The sequence below is a fragment of the Acinetobacter sp. 1294596 genome, from assembly GCF_000582925.1.
Lineage (GTDB): Bacteria > Pseudomonadota > Gammaproteobacteria > Pseudomonadales > Moraxellaceae > Acinetobacter > Acinetobacter radioresistens.
Window position 1 is genome coordinate 1 of sequence record NZ_JFCC01000040.1, and the last position, 17,218, is coordinate 17,218.

13 protein-coding genes are annotated in these 17,218 nt (G+C 41.1%); 12 read left to right on the forward strand and 1 reads right to left on the reverse strand.

The features are described from left to right. Window positions 1-348: integrase core domain-containing protein (locus J502_RS12475; protein WP_034684329.1), on the forward strand; the 348-nt coding region annotated here is incomplete at its 5' end. 130 nt (window positions 349-478) lie between these two features. Here the strand turns inward: J502_RS12475 and J502_RS12480 are convergent. Then, window positions 479-673 carry a heavy-metal-associated domain-containing protein gene (locus J502_RS12480; RefSeq protein ID WP_005406459.1) on the reverse strand — a complete coding sequence of 65 codons (195 nt, stop codon included), beginning with the start codon at window positions 671-673 and terminating at the stop codon, window positions 479-481. A gap of 150 nt (window positions 674-823) precedes the next feature. On the opposite strand from J502_RS12480, the gene J502_RS12485 reads away from it, so the two are divergent. The 11 genes from J502_RS12485 (at window position 824) to J502_RS12535 (ending at window position 17,207) form a co-directional block, all read left to right on the forward strand. After that, entirely contained in the window at window positions 824-3,301 is a 2,478-nt protein-coding gene (locus J502_RS12485; RefSeq protein ID WP_034428874.1) for a heavy metal translocating P-type ATPase, read from the forward strand. A 63-nt stretch (window positions 3,302-3,364) separates the two neighbouring features. Next, on the forward strand, window positions 3,365-3,757 hold the full coding sequence (gene cueR / locus J502_RS12490; protein WP_005019722.1) for a Cu(I)-responsive transcriptional regulator: 393 nt from the start codon (window positions 3,365-3,367) through the stop codon (window positions 3,755-3,757). A gap of 541 nt (window positions 3,758-4,298) precedes the next feature. Next, window positions 4,299-6,089 (forward strand): IucA/IucC family protein, encoded by a 1,791-nt coding sequence (locus J502_RS12495; RefSeq protein ID WP_034428837.1) that lies wholly within the window; start codon window positions 4,299-4,301, stop codon window positions 6,087-6,089. After that, window positions 6,082-7,488, forward strand: coding sequence for a lysine N(6)-hydroxylase/L-ornithine N(5)-oxygenase family protein (locus J502_RS12500; RefSeq protein WP_034684331.1), 1,407 nt, complete (start codon window positions 6,082-6,084; stop codon window positions 7,486-7,488). Before J502_RS12495 ends, J502_RS12500 begins: the two co-directional genes overlap by 8 nt. Window positions 7,489-7,501: 13 nt before the next feature. Further along, complete coding sequence (locus tag J502_RS12505; RefSeq protein ID WP_005406292.1) at window positions 7,502-8,938, forward strand: MFS transporter; 1,437 nt, start codon at window positions 7,502-7,504, stop codon at window positions 8,936-8,938. Window positions 8,939-8,960: 22 nt separating this feature from the next. Further along, window positions 8,961-10,805, forward strand: a complete 1,845-nt coding sequence (locus J502_RS12510) for an IucA/IucC family protein (RefSeq protein ID WP_034428876.1) — start codon at window positions 8,961-8,963, stop codon at window positions 10,803-10,805. Window positions 10,806-10,816: 11 nt separating this feature from the next. After that, window positions 10,817-12,742: an IucA/IucC family protein gene (locus J502_RS12515; RefSeq protein WP_005406378.1), complete on the forward strand. Its 1,926-nt coding sequence runs from the start codon at window positions 10,817-10,819 to the stop codon at window positions 12,740-12,742. A 41-nt stretch (window positions 12,743-12,783) separates the two neighbouring features. Further along, window positions 12,784-13,548 (forward strand): (2Fe-2S)-binding protein, encoded by a 765-nt coding sequence (locus J502_RS12520; protein WP_005406359.1) that lies wholly within the window; start codon window positions 12,784-12,786, stop codon window positions 13,546-13,548. A 14-nt stretch (window positions 13,549-13,562) separates the two neighbouring features. Next, the gene (locus J502_RS12525) at window positions 13,563-14,213 is read left to right on the forward strand and encodes an RraA family protein (RefSeq protein WP_034684332.1); all 651 of its coding nucleotides are present in this window, start codon (window positions 13,563-13,565) and stop codon (window positions 14,211-14,213) included. Further along, a complete protein-coding gene (locus J502_RS12530) occupies window positions 14,213-14,812 on the forward strand; it encodes a GNAT family N-acetyltransferase (RefSeq protein WP_005026562.1) in 600 nt (199 codons plus the stop codon). Before J502_RS12525 ends, J502_RS12530 begins: the two co-directional genes overlap by 1 nt. 199 nt (window positions 14,813-15,011) lie before the next feature. Further along, the gene (locus J502_RS12535; RefSeq protein WP_005406361.1) at window positions 15,012-17,207 is read left to right on the forward strand and encodes a TonB-dependent receptor; all 2,196 of its coding nucleotides are present in this window, start codon (window positions 15,012-15,014) and stop codon (window positions 17,205-17,207) included. Window positions 17,208-17,218: the final 11 nt, after the last annotated feature.

Consider the following 17,218-nt stretch of genomic DNA (forward strand, 5'->3'; position numbering starts at 1 on the left):
CTCACAGACAGAGGTACTGAGTATTGCGGTAAGGTAGAACAACATGACTATGAGTTGTATCTGGCAGTTAATGATATTGATCACACGAAGACAAAAGCAGCTTCGCCGCAAACAAATGGTATCTGTGAGCGTTTCCATAAGACGATTTTGCAGGAGTTCTATCAAATTACGTTTAGGAAGAAGCTTTATAGCTCATTGGAAGAATTACAAGTTGATCTAGACGATTGGCTGAAATTCTATAATACTGAACGGACTCATCAAGGAAAAATGTGCTGTGGTCGTACACCACTTGAAACTTTACTTGATGGAAAACGGATTTGGGCTGAGAAGAATTTAGCTCAAATTTAACCTGACAGGCACAATAAAAAATGGGTAACTGTCAGATCAGGTTTGAGCTAGTACATATAAAAACTATTTGTTTTTATTAGGTCTTAGCGCCCTATTTTTCTAAAAATAAGGCGTTAAGTGAGCAAATATTTTATTGAGATTTTGCTGGAAAACCATCTTCTGCTAAAGCATTTGTAATCTTGTCGATACTTTCGATTGATTCTACACTGACGACCTTGGTCGCTAAATCAATATCAACTTTGGCATTAGGGTCTATTTCATGAATGGTTGCAGTCACACCACGGGCGCAGCCCCCACAAGTCATATTTTCAATCAATAATTTCATGGATTTTCTCCAAATAAAACATCACTTCAAGCAAAGTTTAAACCTTTCCATGATGGTAAGGTCAAGTGTATTCTTTTAAAAAATTTGCTTGACCTTACCATGATGTCAATCTGTATGCTGCACCTTAAAGATTATCATGAAGAGGTTATTATGGATTCAAAAAATATAAAACCTTCTCCCTATCGTGAAACATTATCCATCACCGGTATGACCTGTGCTTCCTGTGTTGGGCGTGTGGAAAAGGCATTGAAGAAAGTGGAGGGCGTTGAAAGTGCCCAGGTTAATCTGGCCACTGAAAAGGCCGTGGTTTCTTCTTCTGAGCCTTTAGACCTTATGGTATTGACTAAAGCCGTAGAGCGAGCTGGCTATGAAGTTAGTGCTACGCAGCCCATAGAACTTGAAATTGATGGGATGACTTGTGCCTCTTGTGTAGCAAGAGTAGAAAAAGCCTTAAAAAAGGTGACAGGTGTACAACAGGCCAATGTCAATCTTGCAACTGAACGGGCTTGGGTACAAGGCAATACTCAATTACAGATTAATGACTTGATTCAGGCTGTACAAAAGGCTGGCTACACTGCCAAGCTGGTTGAGCAAGATCAAAATGAACAACAGGGTAAAAAGGCCTCAGAACAGCAACAGCTTAAACGTGATTTAATTCTTTCCTTGATTTTAGCTCTGCCTGTTTTCATTTTGGAAATGGGTTCGCATATGATTCCAGCCTTTCACATGTGGGTAATGGAATATATTGGTCATCAACCGAACTGGCTGATTCAATTTGTTCTAACCACACTAGTACTCATATTTCCAGGCCGACGTTTTTACCAGAAAGGAATTCCGGCCCTGTTCCGTTTGGCACCAGACATGAATTCTCTAGTTGCTGTGGGAACGCTGGCCGCATATAGCTTCTCACTGGTTGCAACCTTTATTCCAGAAATACTGCCTCAAGGCACGGTGCATGTCTATTATGAGGCAGCAGCCATGATTGTGAGCTTGATTTTATTAGGACGCTATTTAGAGGCAAAAGCTAAAGGACGTACTTCGCAGGCTATTCAACATTTAGTAGGAATGCAGGCTAAAACAGCGCGTATTTACCGTGATGGGCAGGTGATAGAAGTACCAGTTGCAGAGGTGACTACTGACACGATTGTTGAGATTCGTCCTGGCGAACGTGTGCCTGTTGATGGGGAAGTAGTGGCAGGCCGAAGCTATATTGATGAGTCCATGATTACAGGTGAGCCTGTTCCTGTAGAAAAACATTCGGGAGACCAGGTGGTAGGCGGGACAATCAACCAGAACGGAACATTAAATATTCGGGCAACTGCGATTGGCGAGTCGTCTGTATTGGCACAAATCATTCGTATGGTTGAGCAGGCTCAAGGTTCCAAACTCCCTATTCAGATGTTGGTTGATAAAGTCACGATGTGGTTTGTTCCAATGGTAATGCTGTTAGCTATGCTGACTTTCATTGTCTGGTTTATTTTCGGCCCAGAACCTGCCTTAACTTTTAGTTTGGTGAATGCGGTGGCAGTATTGATTATTGCCTGCCCTTGTGCAATGGGACTAGCGACCCCGACCTCAATTATGGTAGGTACAGGACGCGGTGCAGAAATGGGTGTGTTATTCCGTAAAGGTGAGGCTCTTCAGCTTTTACAGGAAGTTAAGGTTGTTGCAGTAGATAAAACAGGTACACTGACTGAAGGCAAGCCACTATTGACCGATTTTCATGTTCAGCAAGGTTTTGAACATAAGAAAGTTTTACAGATCGTGGCGTCGGTTGAAGCAAAATCTGAACACCCGATTGCACTGGCAATTGTTCAGGCTGCAGAGCAGCAAGAAATTAATCTGTTGCCTGTAACAGCTTTTGATTCAGTTACAGGATCAGGCATTAAGGCAGAGGTTGAAGGACAGAGTGTCCAGATTGGTGCTGACCGTTACATGCAGCAGTTGGACCTTAATGTTACATCTTTTGAGCAGGAAGCAGCACGTTTGGGACAAGAGGGTAAAACCCCAATCTATGTGGCAATTAACCATAAATTAGCAGCCATTATTGCTGTTGCTGACCCCATCAAGGAAACCACATATGCTGCCATTAATGCCTTACACCAGTTGGGTTTGAAGGTAGCCATGATTACAGGTGATAATCGCCATACTGCTCAGGCGATTGCTGCGCGTTTACATATAGATCAGGTCGTGGCTGAAGTTCTGCCTGATGGAAAAGTTGAGGTAGTACGTCAGTTGCAACAGCAATATGGTCGGGTAGCATTTGTTGGAGATGGTATTAATGATGCGCCAGCCTTGGCCCAAGCTGATGTTGGCCTGGCAATAGGCACAGGTACCGATGTGGCGATTGAGGCAGCAGAAGTTATATTGATGTCAGGTAATTTAGAGGGTATACCCAATGCAATCGCATTAAGTAAGGCAACCATTAGTAACATTCGACAAAACCTGTTTTGGGCGTTTGTTTATAATATTGCCTTGATCCCTATTGCAGCGGGGGTGTTGTATCCTGCATTTGGTATTTTACTGTCACCCATCTTTGCAGCCGGTGCCATGGCATTATCTTCTGTTTTTGTATTGGGTAATGCTTTACGCCTAAAATATTTCAATGCGCCGCAAGTGAGTACATAAACTATATTGATAAGGGTGGAAACCAAATTAAGGTTGAAACCCTGTTTAGGCCAGAGGTAATAAATGAATATTGGTCAAGCTTCGAAACAATCAGGCATTTCAACCAAAATGATCCGTTATTATGAACAGATTGGTCTGCTTGAGCCTGCTAAAAGATCGGATTCTGGCTATCGGATTTATTCAGAACGTGATCTAAAAACCTTGGTTTTTATAAAACATGCCAGAGATTTAGGCTTTTCCTCAGAGCAAATGAAAGAACTAGTTTCCTTATGGAAAAATACAGATCGTCAAAGTGCTGAGGTTAAGCAACTGGCTTTAAAACATATCGATGAATTAAAACAAAGAATCGCCAGATTTCAGGAAATGGTTAATCTTTTACAGACATCAGCAAATTATTGTACTGGCGATAATAGTGCAGATTGTGCAATTTTAAATCATATTGAAAAAGGAAAATAAAATAGCGAGAATGGACATTCATGCTACAGGAAAATATACCTAAAGCTATATACAACACGAGAGACAGATGTAATGATAATTTTTTGATTTTATTTAATTAATATATAAATTTATATTTATTTGCGGTATAAAGTAATTTTCTAGAAAAACTATCATCTAAAAAATATAAAAACTTTCTAACTGACCGGGACAAATTTTCTGTACTGAACTGAATACAACCTAAGGCTGCCACTGTTTTCACGTCGATTTCAGCTACATACTCAACATCTAAATTAATATATTCGGATACTAAAGCAGTTAGTCATCCCAACCTAAATTATTTCGCTATAACTCCTCAATAAGTTTATCTGTTCTTTTATCTATAGAAAAATTTTTATTTAAATATTTAATTTAATGAAGCTTTTTTTAAAGCTATGTATGCAATATTGATTACTAGTACCCTATTAAATGAAAATGTAAATAATAGTAATTATCATTTACAATTAATTTATATAAGTATATTTTACTCATCACACTATTTTTACTTAATAGAGTGATGAAGATGAGATCGTTCACGGATAAGATCGCTTTACAACATTTAGTCAATGCATATCTACAAGAAACAGGTAATGGTCGTTTTATTCCTATCGCAGAACAATCGCAACAGTTACAAAACCAGAGTCAGGGAAATACTGTATTGTGTATTCCTTTGCAAACGGTTTCCGGGTTTTTATATGCGCCACTTGCCTATGTGAGCAAAGTAGGCAGACATCGTTTCGCTGCTTTACCGTGGGTAGAACAAGGCGGGAAAATACTGAAGCTGAGCCCGGTCAATATGGCAGCAAACTTGTTGGAAAATTTAATTTTTCAAAAAAATGATGAAGTATTAGATTCCTCATCCTTGCTTGAATGCTGGATTCAAAGCCATGGGGCTCTGCAACAATTTCTGAGTTACCGTGAAGAGCAGATCGATGCCGTAATTAAGGTCCAGCAAAACTTTATTCAAAGTGAGCAAGCTCTGCTTCTCGGGCATAGTATGCATCCCTCACCAAAGAGCCGTCAGGGCTTTGTTCAAAATGACTGGCAGCTTTATTCTCCAGAAACCCAAAGTACTTTTAAGATGCATTTCTTGTATATCCATCCAGATCAGGTAGTACATGACAATGCACATAAACTTAATATTTCTAACCAATTAAAACAGGACCTTGCACCATTTTTTAATGCCTATCACCAAGCCAAAATGGATGAGTATCCTGATTATGCGTTATTACCATTGCATCCATGGCAAGCCCGCTACTTAAAAGATAAAGACTGGTATCAACAGCTTTTACATCAAGGCAGACTGGTTGATCTTGGTGCCTTGGGTTGGGAGATGAAAGCGACCACCTCGGTACGTACTTTATATAGCGAACAGGCGCCTTGGATGTTTAAAACATCTCTGACAGTCGCCGTAACCAACTCTATTCGTGTCAATCTTTATAAAGAATGTCATCGTGGTTTGCTGAGCTATAAATTGTGGAATGATGAGTGCCTTTCCGGTTTCAGGCAGCGTCATCCACATTTAAAAACTATCAGTGATCCGGCCTGGATGGCTTTAAAAGTTAACGGACAGGTTTTAGATGAAACCATTTGTATTTTGCGTGAAAACCCATTCCAGGAAAATACTGATGTGACCTGTATTGCTTCACTCTGCCAAGACCATCCTTTTGAAGCTAGAAACCGTTTTAGCAAAATCTTTGCGAATCTTTCCCGAAAAACTGGTCAAAGCCAAGCCAATATTGCTTTGCAGTGGTTTGAGCGTTTTCTGGAAATCACGATTTTGCCACTAATGGAGTTGTATCATGAATTTGGTATGGCATTTGAAGCCCATCAGCAAAATACTTTAATTGAGCTTGAAGAGGGTATGCCTAAAAATGTCTGGTTTAGAGACAATCAGGGATTCTATTATATTAAGGAGCTGGCCAGCGAAATTTTAGAACGTTTCCCGACACTTGCAACAGATGGCCAAGCAGTCTGTCCAATAGCTTTAGTGGATGAACGTTTCCGTTACTACTTTATTGGTAATACTTTATTCGGTCTGATCAATGCCATTGGTATAACAGGAGTAGTTGAAGAGCAAAAACTGATTGAAATACTGCAATCCTGTCTGATGCAGGCTTACCAGAAATATCCGGAAAGTAATTTATTAAAAACTGTTTTATATCAAGAAACCTTTCCCTATAAAGGTAATTTGATGACGCGTTTGTATGAGTTAGATGAATTACAGGCCCATATTTCTCAGCAATCCATTTACATCAACCTTAAAAACCCGCTGTATGTTGCACAGACTGTAGTGGAGGCTGAATATGCTTGATTTTATCGGGATCGGTTTAGGACCCTTCAATTTAAGTCTGGCAGCCTTGCTTCATCAGCAGAGCTCACTCAAATACCAGTTTTTCGAGAAACATCAGGATTTTGACTGGCATGCTGGCATACAGCTACCTAATGCCATGATGCAAGTACCTTTTATGGCTGATCTGGTTAGTCTGGTCGAGCCGACCAGCCCGTATAGCTTTTTAAATTATTTAAAAGCCCATCAACGTCTATATAAGTTCTATTTTCGGGAAAATTTATATATTCCACGCCAAGAATACAATCATTATTGTCAGTGGGTCGTTCAACAATTAGAGCATTTGCAGTTTGGTAGCCGAGTAACCGACATCGCGCCAATTTTAGGTGGTTTTCAGGTTATTACCGAACAAAAAGGCCGCCTATCTGTGCATCAAACTCGAAAACTGGTGTTGGGAACAGGAACAACACCCAAGTTCCCCCAGCCATTACAGCGGATAGCCGAGCAACATCCACACTGTCTGCACTCCTCGAATTATCTGCATCAGGGTAATCAGCAGTTATCGGGCAATGTGGTGCTCATTGGTTCGGGTCAATCAGCTGCTGAAATCTTTATTGACTTATTTGACAGGCAGATTAACCCTGAAACCGGGCAAGCAAAATTTCATTTATATTGGCTCACCCGTTCAGCAGGCTTTTTTCCCATGGAAAATACGCCGCTCGGTCTGGAAAGTTTTAGTCCAGATTATATGTCTTATTTTTATCATTTATCCCAAGACTTAAAAACGACATTACCTGCAACTCAGGCCAACCTGTACAAGGGTATTAGTGCCAAAACCATTCGTGATATTTATGAACGGCTTTATCAGCGAAGTATTGGAGCAGTAGATACACATGTCACTCTGGCAGGTCATTATTATCTTGAAAATGCCCAGCTGGTTCATGGAAAAAATATTCAGCTTAAATTTTTACAGATACAGAAACAGCAGAATTTAAATATACAAGCCAGTACGGTTATTGCTGCAACGGGCTATCAATACCCATCTTTAGACTTTTTAAATAAGCTTGGCTCTAAGATTGGTTTAAATCCACAGCATCAGTGGGAAATTAATGAAAACCATCAACTCAATTATCAGGGTGATGGGGAAATTTATGTCCAGAACACGGACTTGCAGCATCATGGTGTCGGGACGCCTGACTTGGGTTTAGGAGCTTTTCGTTCTGCAAAAATAGCTAATCAAATTTTAGGTGAAACTTATTTTGAAATTGAAGGCCGACAAAGTTTTCAGGATTTTCAGATTAAGGAAACTGAAGCTTCGTTTGCTATGCCTGCTATAGCCAAAAGTAATTTTCGGACAGATGTGATTTCATCACCGATTTCAAAAAAAGTAGCAGATTTATTTCCTCAATATTCAATGAAATAAATGGGGAATTGTCATGGCTGAAATATCAAATTCAGATTCCCGTTCTGTTTCGGATCCTGACCTCTCCCAACGCTGGGTCATGCTGTCTGTTATGTTGGGAACAGGAACGGTGAGCCTCAATAATAGTAGCTTTAACCCGGCAATTCCCCAGCTGATGCAGGATTTTCAGATTGCAGAAGCAGCAGTAAGCTGGGTGGTGGTAGTTTTTCTTTTAACCATGAGCCTCAGCCTGCTGTTAACTGGTTTTTTAAGCCAGCGCTTTGGTCAGCGCCAAGTCTACTTATCTGCATTAAGTATTTTTATGTTGAGTTCAGTCGGCGGTGTATTTGCCTCTGGCTTTGAAACAGTATTGGCTGTACGGGCCTTACAAGGTTTTGCAAGTGGACTGATGATTCCATTGTCGCTGGGCATTATTTTTTCAGTGACACCGAAGCAGCAACGTGGTAGTGCAACGGGACTATGGGGCGCAATGATCATGCTGACTCTGGCCTGTGGCCCGATGTTGGGTGCACTGTTTCTAGTCTGGTTCAGTTGGCAAGTACTTTTTCTGCTAAATGTTCCCTTGGCTCTAGCAGCGTTGGCCATCGGATGGTTATATTTGCCCAAGCAGTCACTTACGCACAATTTGAAATTTGACTGGTTCGGTTTTAGCTTGCTGGCGGTTTCAATCATTTCGTTACTGTTGGGGCTAAGCACAATTAAGCAATGGGCAGATTTTTCCCAGTCTTTATTCTGGTGGCTGTTCGGTTTAAGTGGATTAAGCGGGTTTGGTTTTATTTGGTTCAGCCGAAAAAGAACCAGCACGATTATTGCTTGGCCCTTATTTCAAAGCCGTGAGTTTAATTACAGTCTGATCATTTCGATTGTACATACTGTTGGCTTGTTTATGAGCCTGCTACTGATTCCATTACTGGTCCAGAATACACTTCAGCTAAGTCCAATCTGGACAGGCCTATTGCTGATGAGTAGTGCCTTAGCCACCAGTCTATGCAGCAGACACGCAGGTAAATATCTAGATCAGCACGGTGCAAAATGGCTGATCAGTTTTGGCTTGTTGCTAACTGCAATCGCCTTTATAGGGCTGGGCTTGGCCGCCGGTCTATCTGTTAGTTTGCTCATCTTTTGCATGATCATTCATGGTCTGGGTTTTGGCTTGTCGTATATGCCTGCGACCACCGCAGGGCTTAATCATCTACATAATCCAGAGCTGGTCACGCAAGGGGCTGCTGTCAATAATCTGTTTCGGCGCCTCTGTTCGGCTGTCGCCGTGGTGATGGCTGCACTTTATTTACAAATTCGTACACAGCATTTGTTATTTAACCATGAACTGCCTATTGCACAACTGTATGCAATTCGCGAACTGTTTTTCTTCTGTGCCTGCATGATGCTATTAGGTTTGCCCTATGCATGGAAATTTCCACATTCAAAACATTCCACACTTCATGTTTAAAATTAATAATCAAGGAAAAATTATGGGTCACTTAGCTACAGCATTCGCACAAAATAACCATTCCACTTTTACACCTACCTTGGCTTGGCAACAACCCGATCAGGCTGCCATTAAAAAGGTAGAGCAACGAGTTATTAAACAGTTATTTCAGGCACTGATTTATGAAGAGGTGATTGCAGCCACAATAGAAAATGACTGTTTTGTCATCAGTGCTCAGGATCGGAACCAGCAGGCGGTAGAGTATATTGCCTCGGGTAAACACTATTTGAGTTTTGGTTTGGTGCGCATGGATGATCATGATGTCATGCGCCAGGACCATAATACCGGGCAAAGGACGGTTGCACGATTAAATCAGGTGATTGATGAAATTGTTCGGGCTATTCCAAATGCGGCAAAACTAGAAGATTTTATTCATGAATTAAAACGGACTTTTATTCATGATGTGCAATCGCAGCAGTATCAAAATGCGTTTTCGCTTCCTGCTGTCCAGCACAGCTATGATGTTCTTGAAACCTATTTGATGGCGGGACATCCCTATCACCCGTGTTATAAGTCCCGGGTTGGCTTCAGCCTGCAAGATAACTTGAAATATGGCGTAGAGTATGCACAACCGGTCCATCTGGTCTGGCTGGCTTTACATTCTTCTTTATGTTCAGAGAATGTCTCTCACTCAATTGATGCAGATCAGTTTTTACATGAACAGCTGACTAAAGGAGAGACAGAAATATTTAATCAGGTTTTGGTAAGGCAGGGCTTGGATGCTACTGAATATACTTGGCTGCCTGTACATCCCTGGCAGTGGGAAAATACCCTGGTCCATACATTTTTTGAAGAAATAACCGCACAAAAAATGGTGTATTTAGGCCGTGGTACTGATGCCTATATTGCGCAGCAATCATTAAGAACCTTAACCAACTTACAGCATCCAGAAAAGCCTTATATCAAACTTTCGATGAGTTTAACCAATACTTCAAGCTCACGAATTCTGGCTTCGCATGCCGCTATGAATGGCCCGTTAATTACCGACTGGTTGCAAGGCCTGATCGAAAAGAGCGAGATTGCCCATTCTTTAGATTTTGCAATTTTAAGAGAAGTACATGCGACTGCTGTTGACTTTACCAAGCTTCCCGCATCTCATGCCAGACAGGCTTATGGCACGATTGGAAGTCTGTGGCGTGAAAGCGTTCACCACTATTTGAAGCCGGGGGAAGATGCCATTCCGCTGAACGGCATCAGTCATGTCCAGAACGATGGCCAACTTCTGATTCAGCCCTGGTTAGATGCACATGGAACTGAAGCCTGGCTGACCCAATTCCTCTCCGTGGTGATCCAGCCCATTCTGTTTTTATTACATGCTGAAGGAATCGGCTCTGAATCACATGGACAAAACATCATTCTGCTACATCAGAATGGCTGGCCAACCCGCATTATTTTAAAAGATTTTCATGACGGTGTTCGTTTTCATCCGGACCATCTAACCCATCCAGATAAGTGTCCTAAATTACATGCCTTGCCGGCAGAGCATGCCAAAGCCAATCGCATGTCCTTTATTTTGACTGATGATTTAAATACAGTTCGGGATTTTAGTTGTGCCTGCCTGTTTTTTGTCGCTTTGAGTGATATTGCGATCACCCTGCAACAGCAAATTGGGTTAGCTGAACAGCAATTCTGGCAAAAGGCGGCCGATATTATTCATCACTTCCAGAAAAAATACCCGCAGCATCAAAGTAGATATGAAAAATTTGATGTATTTGCAGCGCAGTTTTGCATTGAATCTTTAACCAAAAGACGGCTGTTTGGTGATAGCAAAGTACAGCTACGTCTGGTGAATAATCCACTACATGCATTTCGTCAACTGTCAGTTTAAGAGTGTATCAGATGAATACGATGTTGTTTTCACCTACTGTTAGCACACAAATGGCGCTGGTCGATCTGGTAAACAGTTTTTTGGTAGAAGGCTATATTTCCGAGCAGGCTATTTTCACCCGGCAGCAGGCTAAAACCCGATTAAAAGCCCGTTTTGGCCAGTGTTTTGATTCATTATTTGAAGGGTATACAGATCAGAGCTATTTTGCTGTTCTGTTCAACTCACATGTAGCCGAATTTATTCTGTTGCCCGTACGTAAAGCCATTAAACAGGACTGGCAAATTCAGCCCTTGGCGTGCTGTTTTCGGGTAGAGGTTCTGACAGATCAAGGCTTTCAAACTTGTCTATGCAATGCTTTGGACTTATTTAATGCTATGCGGCGTTTGGAGTATTTTTCAGGCTGTGAGGAATCAAAGCTAGCAAACTTAAGCGCCGAACTGGAATTAACCTTGCTACAGACCCAGCTCAGTAACCATCATCAGATATGTTCTGAAACATGGTTATCAGATCAACCTGCTGAATTATTTATTCAGCTAGAACAGTATGCTGCACTTCGAGACCGTCCTTATCATCCACTGGCCAAGCTCAAAGAGGGTTTTTCCAATGATGAGTACCGGCAATTTAGCCCAGAATTTTCACAGCCCATCCGTTTGAACTGGGTAGCAATTAAAAAAGAAAAGCTGGTCTTTGGACAGGACGTGACCCAGCTTAAAATTCATCAACCCTCCAAAATTTTCTTGAGCAGTGAAGAAAATTTACAGTTACAGCAGGAGCTAAATCAGAAGGGGGTGAGTGATGATTATCTGGTTTTACCTATGCATGCCTGGCAGTTTGAGCATGTACTGGCAGATCAGTTTAAGCCAGAACTTGACGAGCAGGTGATTGTGCCCTTGCAATTTCAGTCTGCTGACCTGTATGCCAGTTCTTCGCTAAGAAGTTTGCTTTCTGAGACCAAACCACAAGATAGTTTGAAGCTTCCATTAGCAGTAAAATCTTTAGGCTCGCTACGGTTTTTACCGATTGTCAAAATGATTAATGGACAAAAAAACCAGAAAATTTTGCAGGTTGCCAAACAAAAAGATGATGTACTGAAAAAACGCTTGTGGTTGTGTGATGAGAACCAGTGGTGGGCGTATTTACCTCATCAACCTGAAAATCTAACACCAGATAATCTTATTTTATTTGAAGAGCGGCCGATGCATCTGGCAGCTCAGCGGCGCCGTATTCCTTCCGAATTATTGCAGCATCCCTACCAGCTTATTCCAATGGCCAGTTTAGGGCATTGCATTGAAGGAGAAATCTATCCGTTTGAGCTGATTCTCAAGGCTCAACAGCTTGAGTCGAACCAGACTAATGTCATTGATGCATTTAAAACCTTGTGCAAAGATTTTTTTGAGGTGAATTTACGTTTATTCCGCTTAGGCCTCATGGGAGAAATTCATGGCCAAAATATCTGCATAGTCCTTAATCAAGGGCAATTCTCAGGCTTTATGCTGCGTGACCATGATTCGGTGCGGATCTATTTACCTTGGTTGCTAGAACACGGCCTGGAAGATCCATGCTATTTAAGCCCGCATGATTTTAGAATTACGCTTTATCATGATGCTGTCGAAGACTTGATCCTGTATTTACAGACCTTGGGCATACAGGTCAATCTGGCCAGTATTTTAGAAGCAGTTGCTGAATATTATCATATTGATGAACTTAAACTGTGGCGCGTATTAGCTCAACAATTACAGCAGGCTTTGAATCATACCCCATTGTGTGCAGAGGCGAGGGCTGAGTTACAGAACCTTCTATTCGAAAAAGCACAGTGGCCGTATAAACAGCTCATTCGTCCATTGCTGGAGCAGCAGAATCGAGTAGGGAGCATGCCCAGCAGCATCGGCGAAACCTGTAATATTTTAAAAAAAGTTTCGCACTTTTCATTACAGTGAATAAAACGGGTCTCTAAAACGTGCGTTCCCATATCTCTGTCATGAATATTGATTTTGCACTGGAATTTGAACAGCCAGGTTTAGCACAGGCCAGAAAGATATTGGCTGAAAAACTTAACATCCACATAAATTTACATGAGCACAATGCATTGAGCTTTGCAGATTTATTAGAGCCCCGGCACTGTGCAATGGTATTGGGTGAATTTCAGTCCCGTATTCAGGCCTTAAACCTGACCTGTTCAGGTTCAATGTTCATAAAATATTGGGCTGTTCCGCTGCTATTTCCTTATCTATATGCCCTGCTCACTGAACAGCTAAATTTATCTTGGCAGCTGTCAGCACTTTCAGTGCAAATGGCACCGACGTGGTCTTGGGACCAGCATTTGAATTTTAAGGCTTCAAGTTTATCTCTAACGGCTCTAAGTACTCAAAATTCTGGTTATGAAGCATTTATGTTGAAGATTTTTCATGACCTCAATCAGATTTTTCAGGTGATCGGTCAGGTAGCAAAAGTACAACGGTTTCTGCTTTGGGAAAATACCGCTCTGCGTATTTTACAGTTCTATGACCTGATGCAGCGCAAAAATCCCGATGACATTTACAAGAGCGACATGCAACGTCAGTTTCTACTCGATCTGGAGGCTGAACGGTTTGGTTTAAAACACAATCCGTTTTTACTCTTGCAACACAGCCGTCAATCCAGTCTTAAAAATTATCAGCGTAAAAAATGCTGCTTTTATTTTCAACTTCCTGAAGCTGAAAATGAATACTGCGGCAGTTGCCCATTAGTAAATAAACACCCATAAAGTGATCAACCTTCATGTTAGAACTATCCAATAATTTATTAAAATCTTATTCCGCTATTTCCAGTTCAACCATCGGCCATATTTTAGATACTGGCTATTTACCCGGTATTCATGCTGTAAATTCAATTCAGCAGGTAGCAGGTAGAATCAGAACAGTCACCTTAAACTCTATTAACGCTATGCAGATTCGTGAGGCTCTCTTAGCCAGTAAAACGGGTGATGTCTTAGTGATCGATGCGCGCAACATCGGTAATCGCGCCTGTTGGGGCGAACAGCGTCATCGAGCTGCCATTTACCATCAACTGGCTGCAATTGTGGTGTTGGGTGCAGTTACCGATATCAGCGCCTTACGTACCATGAAAGTTCCGGTTTTTGCCCAGGCGGTCAGTTGTTTAACTACCCGAGCCGAAGGGAAAAGCCTGGTCGATTTTGATCAGGACATTTATTATTTTGATGCCGTTATCTCCACTGGTGACCTTATGGTTGGAGATGCTGATGGTGTGTTTATTTTAAGGCCTGACATGGCAGAAAGATATGTGGCCCAATTTCAAAATATAGAGTTACTCGAACAGCAAAAACGTGATCAATTTTTTAAACAACATCCTCCTGAAGATTATTATCACCAGCTAAACCACAGAAATAATTCAGAAAGAGACATAATCTAATGAAGACCTTATCCTCCTGCTTACCAAACCACTTTAATTATCAGGAAAAAGGTATCAGCTATGCACTGCGGGCCTTAAGCTTACCGGATGATTTTCCACTCCTGTATAAATGGATGCATGAACTACATGTTATTCCACAATGGCAACTCAATAAGCCAGAATCGGAACTGGCAGCATATTTTGAAAAAATGCAGGTAGATGACCATCAGCGGCTCTACATTATTCAGATCGAAGGGGAGGACATTGGCTATCTGGAGATTTATGAAGCCAAGCGAGACAGATTATCATTGTATTACTCTGCATTAGATCACGATTTAGGTTGGCATATTCTATTAGGTGAAAAAAAAGTGGTCGGAAAAGGGCATTTTAGAGCCGTTATGCGTCTGATAATTTATTTCATTTTTGAAAATTCGCCTGCAGAAAAAATTGTTGGCGAACCTGATGAGCGTGTCAGATCTTATGAATACATTGCACAAGATATTGCTTTTAAAGCGCAGAAAAAAATCAGGATGCCAGAGAAAAATGCCATTCTATACTATTGTTTCAGAGAAGAATTTTATGAAAAATGTGGGGAATATAAATCTTTTTTAAATAAATAATTGTTAACTGGGCTTATCAATTTATTTTTTCACCATTTTTAAAATCCGGATTCTAAAATTTAGCGATTCAGGTTAGTTGATAAAGTAACTTCAAAAAGTTGAGTGAAAAAATAGTAAATATTGCAACAAAAAATTTACATTGATAATAATAATTATTATTATTTGCATCAATATTAATATTCTTATAAAGGGATTAAGAATGCGACTATCTCAATTTAGTCTGTGTTTTCTTACTGTAGCAATTTCCTCACTTTTATATGCGGAAGATTCTGGTTCTGAATTAAAAGAGCTGAAAAATTCAGATAAAACAATGAAACTTTCTCCTATTGTGGTCACAGCTACCCGTACACCTAAAACAATTGCTGAGATTGCGGGTACAGTACAGACTATTCAGGGTGAGGATATTGCTCAACAGGCGGGAGCGAGCCGGAAAGTTGCAGATGTTTTAGCGCAACTCGTACCCTCACTGGCACCAAGTAGTGGAACAACCAGTAATTATGGACAAACCATGCGTGGTCGTAATGTATTGGTCATGATCGATGGAGTTTCACAAACAGGTTCGCGTGACGTAGCGCGTCAGCTCAACAGCATCAGTCCAAATATGATTGATCATATTGAGGTAGTTTCAGGTGCGACCAGTATTTATGGTTCAGGTGCAACGGGCGGGATCATTAATATTATTACTAAACGTGCAGATAAATCGAAAAATTTCAGTTTTCAGACCAAGTTGGGCCTGACATCGGCTGACAATTTCCGTCGCGATAGCCTGGCTTATCAAGTGGGGCAAACTGCTTCATTTAATAATGACAAGATGGACGGTTTTTTAGGTATAGATTATACCAGCCGAGGTTCGCAGTTTGATGGTAAAGGCAATCGTATCCCGTTAAGCCCTTGGCAGGGCAGCACGATGGATACTAACACGCTTGATGTGAATGGCCGTTTAAACTTTAATTTAACCGATCAGCAAAGCTTAAGTTTTGGTGCACAATATTATAATGATGAACAGGATACCGAATATGGCCCTGACTATTCCTATCTGCAAAAAGGTACACAGCCTTCATATAAAGCCATTAAAGGATGGAGTTTAGATAAACAGCCTTTCACAGAACGCTATGCCTTTAATACCCAATATCAAAATCAGGATTTACTGGGACAAACTTTGAATATTGAAGCGTATTACCGTAATGAAAAAGCACGTTTTGTACCGTATGGTTATTCAAAAGATGGCGTTGATGTAAAACAAAGTCAATCCAATGTGGACTATGCGGGAATTCGCTCTACCGTTCAATCTGATCTGCAGGTAGCCGACCGGGCTTTAAGGCTGACCTATGGCTTGGACTATGACAGAGAAAAAGACCGCCAGTGGGCCGATTACTATACACCTAGTAATAATGGCTTGGTTTATACCCCTACAGGTAAAAAAGAAAGTGCGGGACCTGATACAAGAATCCAGAATATTGGAACATTTGTACAAGGTGATTATGCCATTACGGATCGTTTAAATATTCAGGCAGGTGTACGTTATCAATATGTTCAGGCGGATACCGACAGTTATTTTACTGCACGTAAACCTATTACATTAATGGCAGCTGACTCTACCGATTCTGACAAGCTCCTGTTCAATTTAGGTACAGTTTATGAGTTAACAGATATACAGCAAGTGTATGCCAACTTTTCACAAGGTTATAGTTATCCTGATGTACAACGGGTACTGCGTGATGTAGCTGCCTATACCTTAACGACGTCAGGTATTGCACCGATTACAGTTAACAGCTATGAACTGGGTTGGCGCTTAAATCAGGATAATGGCATAAACTTGGCTCTAACGGGGTTTTATAACACTTCTGATAAAGTAGTACAGTTCAATTCTGACCGTTCAGTAAATGTAGTCGATACCGATCAGCGCATTTATGGAGCAGAAGCAACTGTGAGTTATCCATTTATAGAAAATTATAAGGTCGGTGGTACTTTGGGTTATACGCGGGGACAATATAAAGATGTTGCAAATAACTGGCATGAACTTAATGCTTTTGCAATTTCCCCGACGAAAGGTACTCTATTTGCTGAGTGGAGCAATGAGCAAGGCTATGGTGTGCGCGCACAAATACAAGCTATTAAAGGTACAGATAAAGCATATAAAGATGACCAGGCGTTAAAAGCGGCGGGGCTAACAGATAGCAATAGTGCGGCCGAAATTAAAGGCTATACCACGATGGATGTTTTGGCTCATTTTCCTATGGCTAAAGGTCGTGTAGATTTTGGTCTCTATAATCTGTGGGGCCGTCAATACAAAACCGTATTTGCTCAACAAGCAGCAGTTACTAATGACAACCCTATACTGGCGATTCCTGCTGAAGGTCGTACTTTCGGTTTAAGCTATACCATTAATTATTAATGCTTATCCAG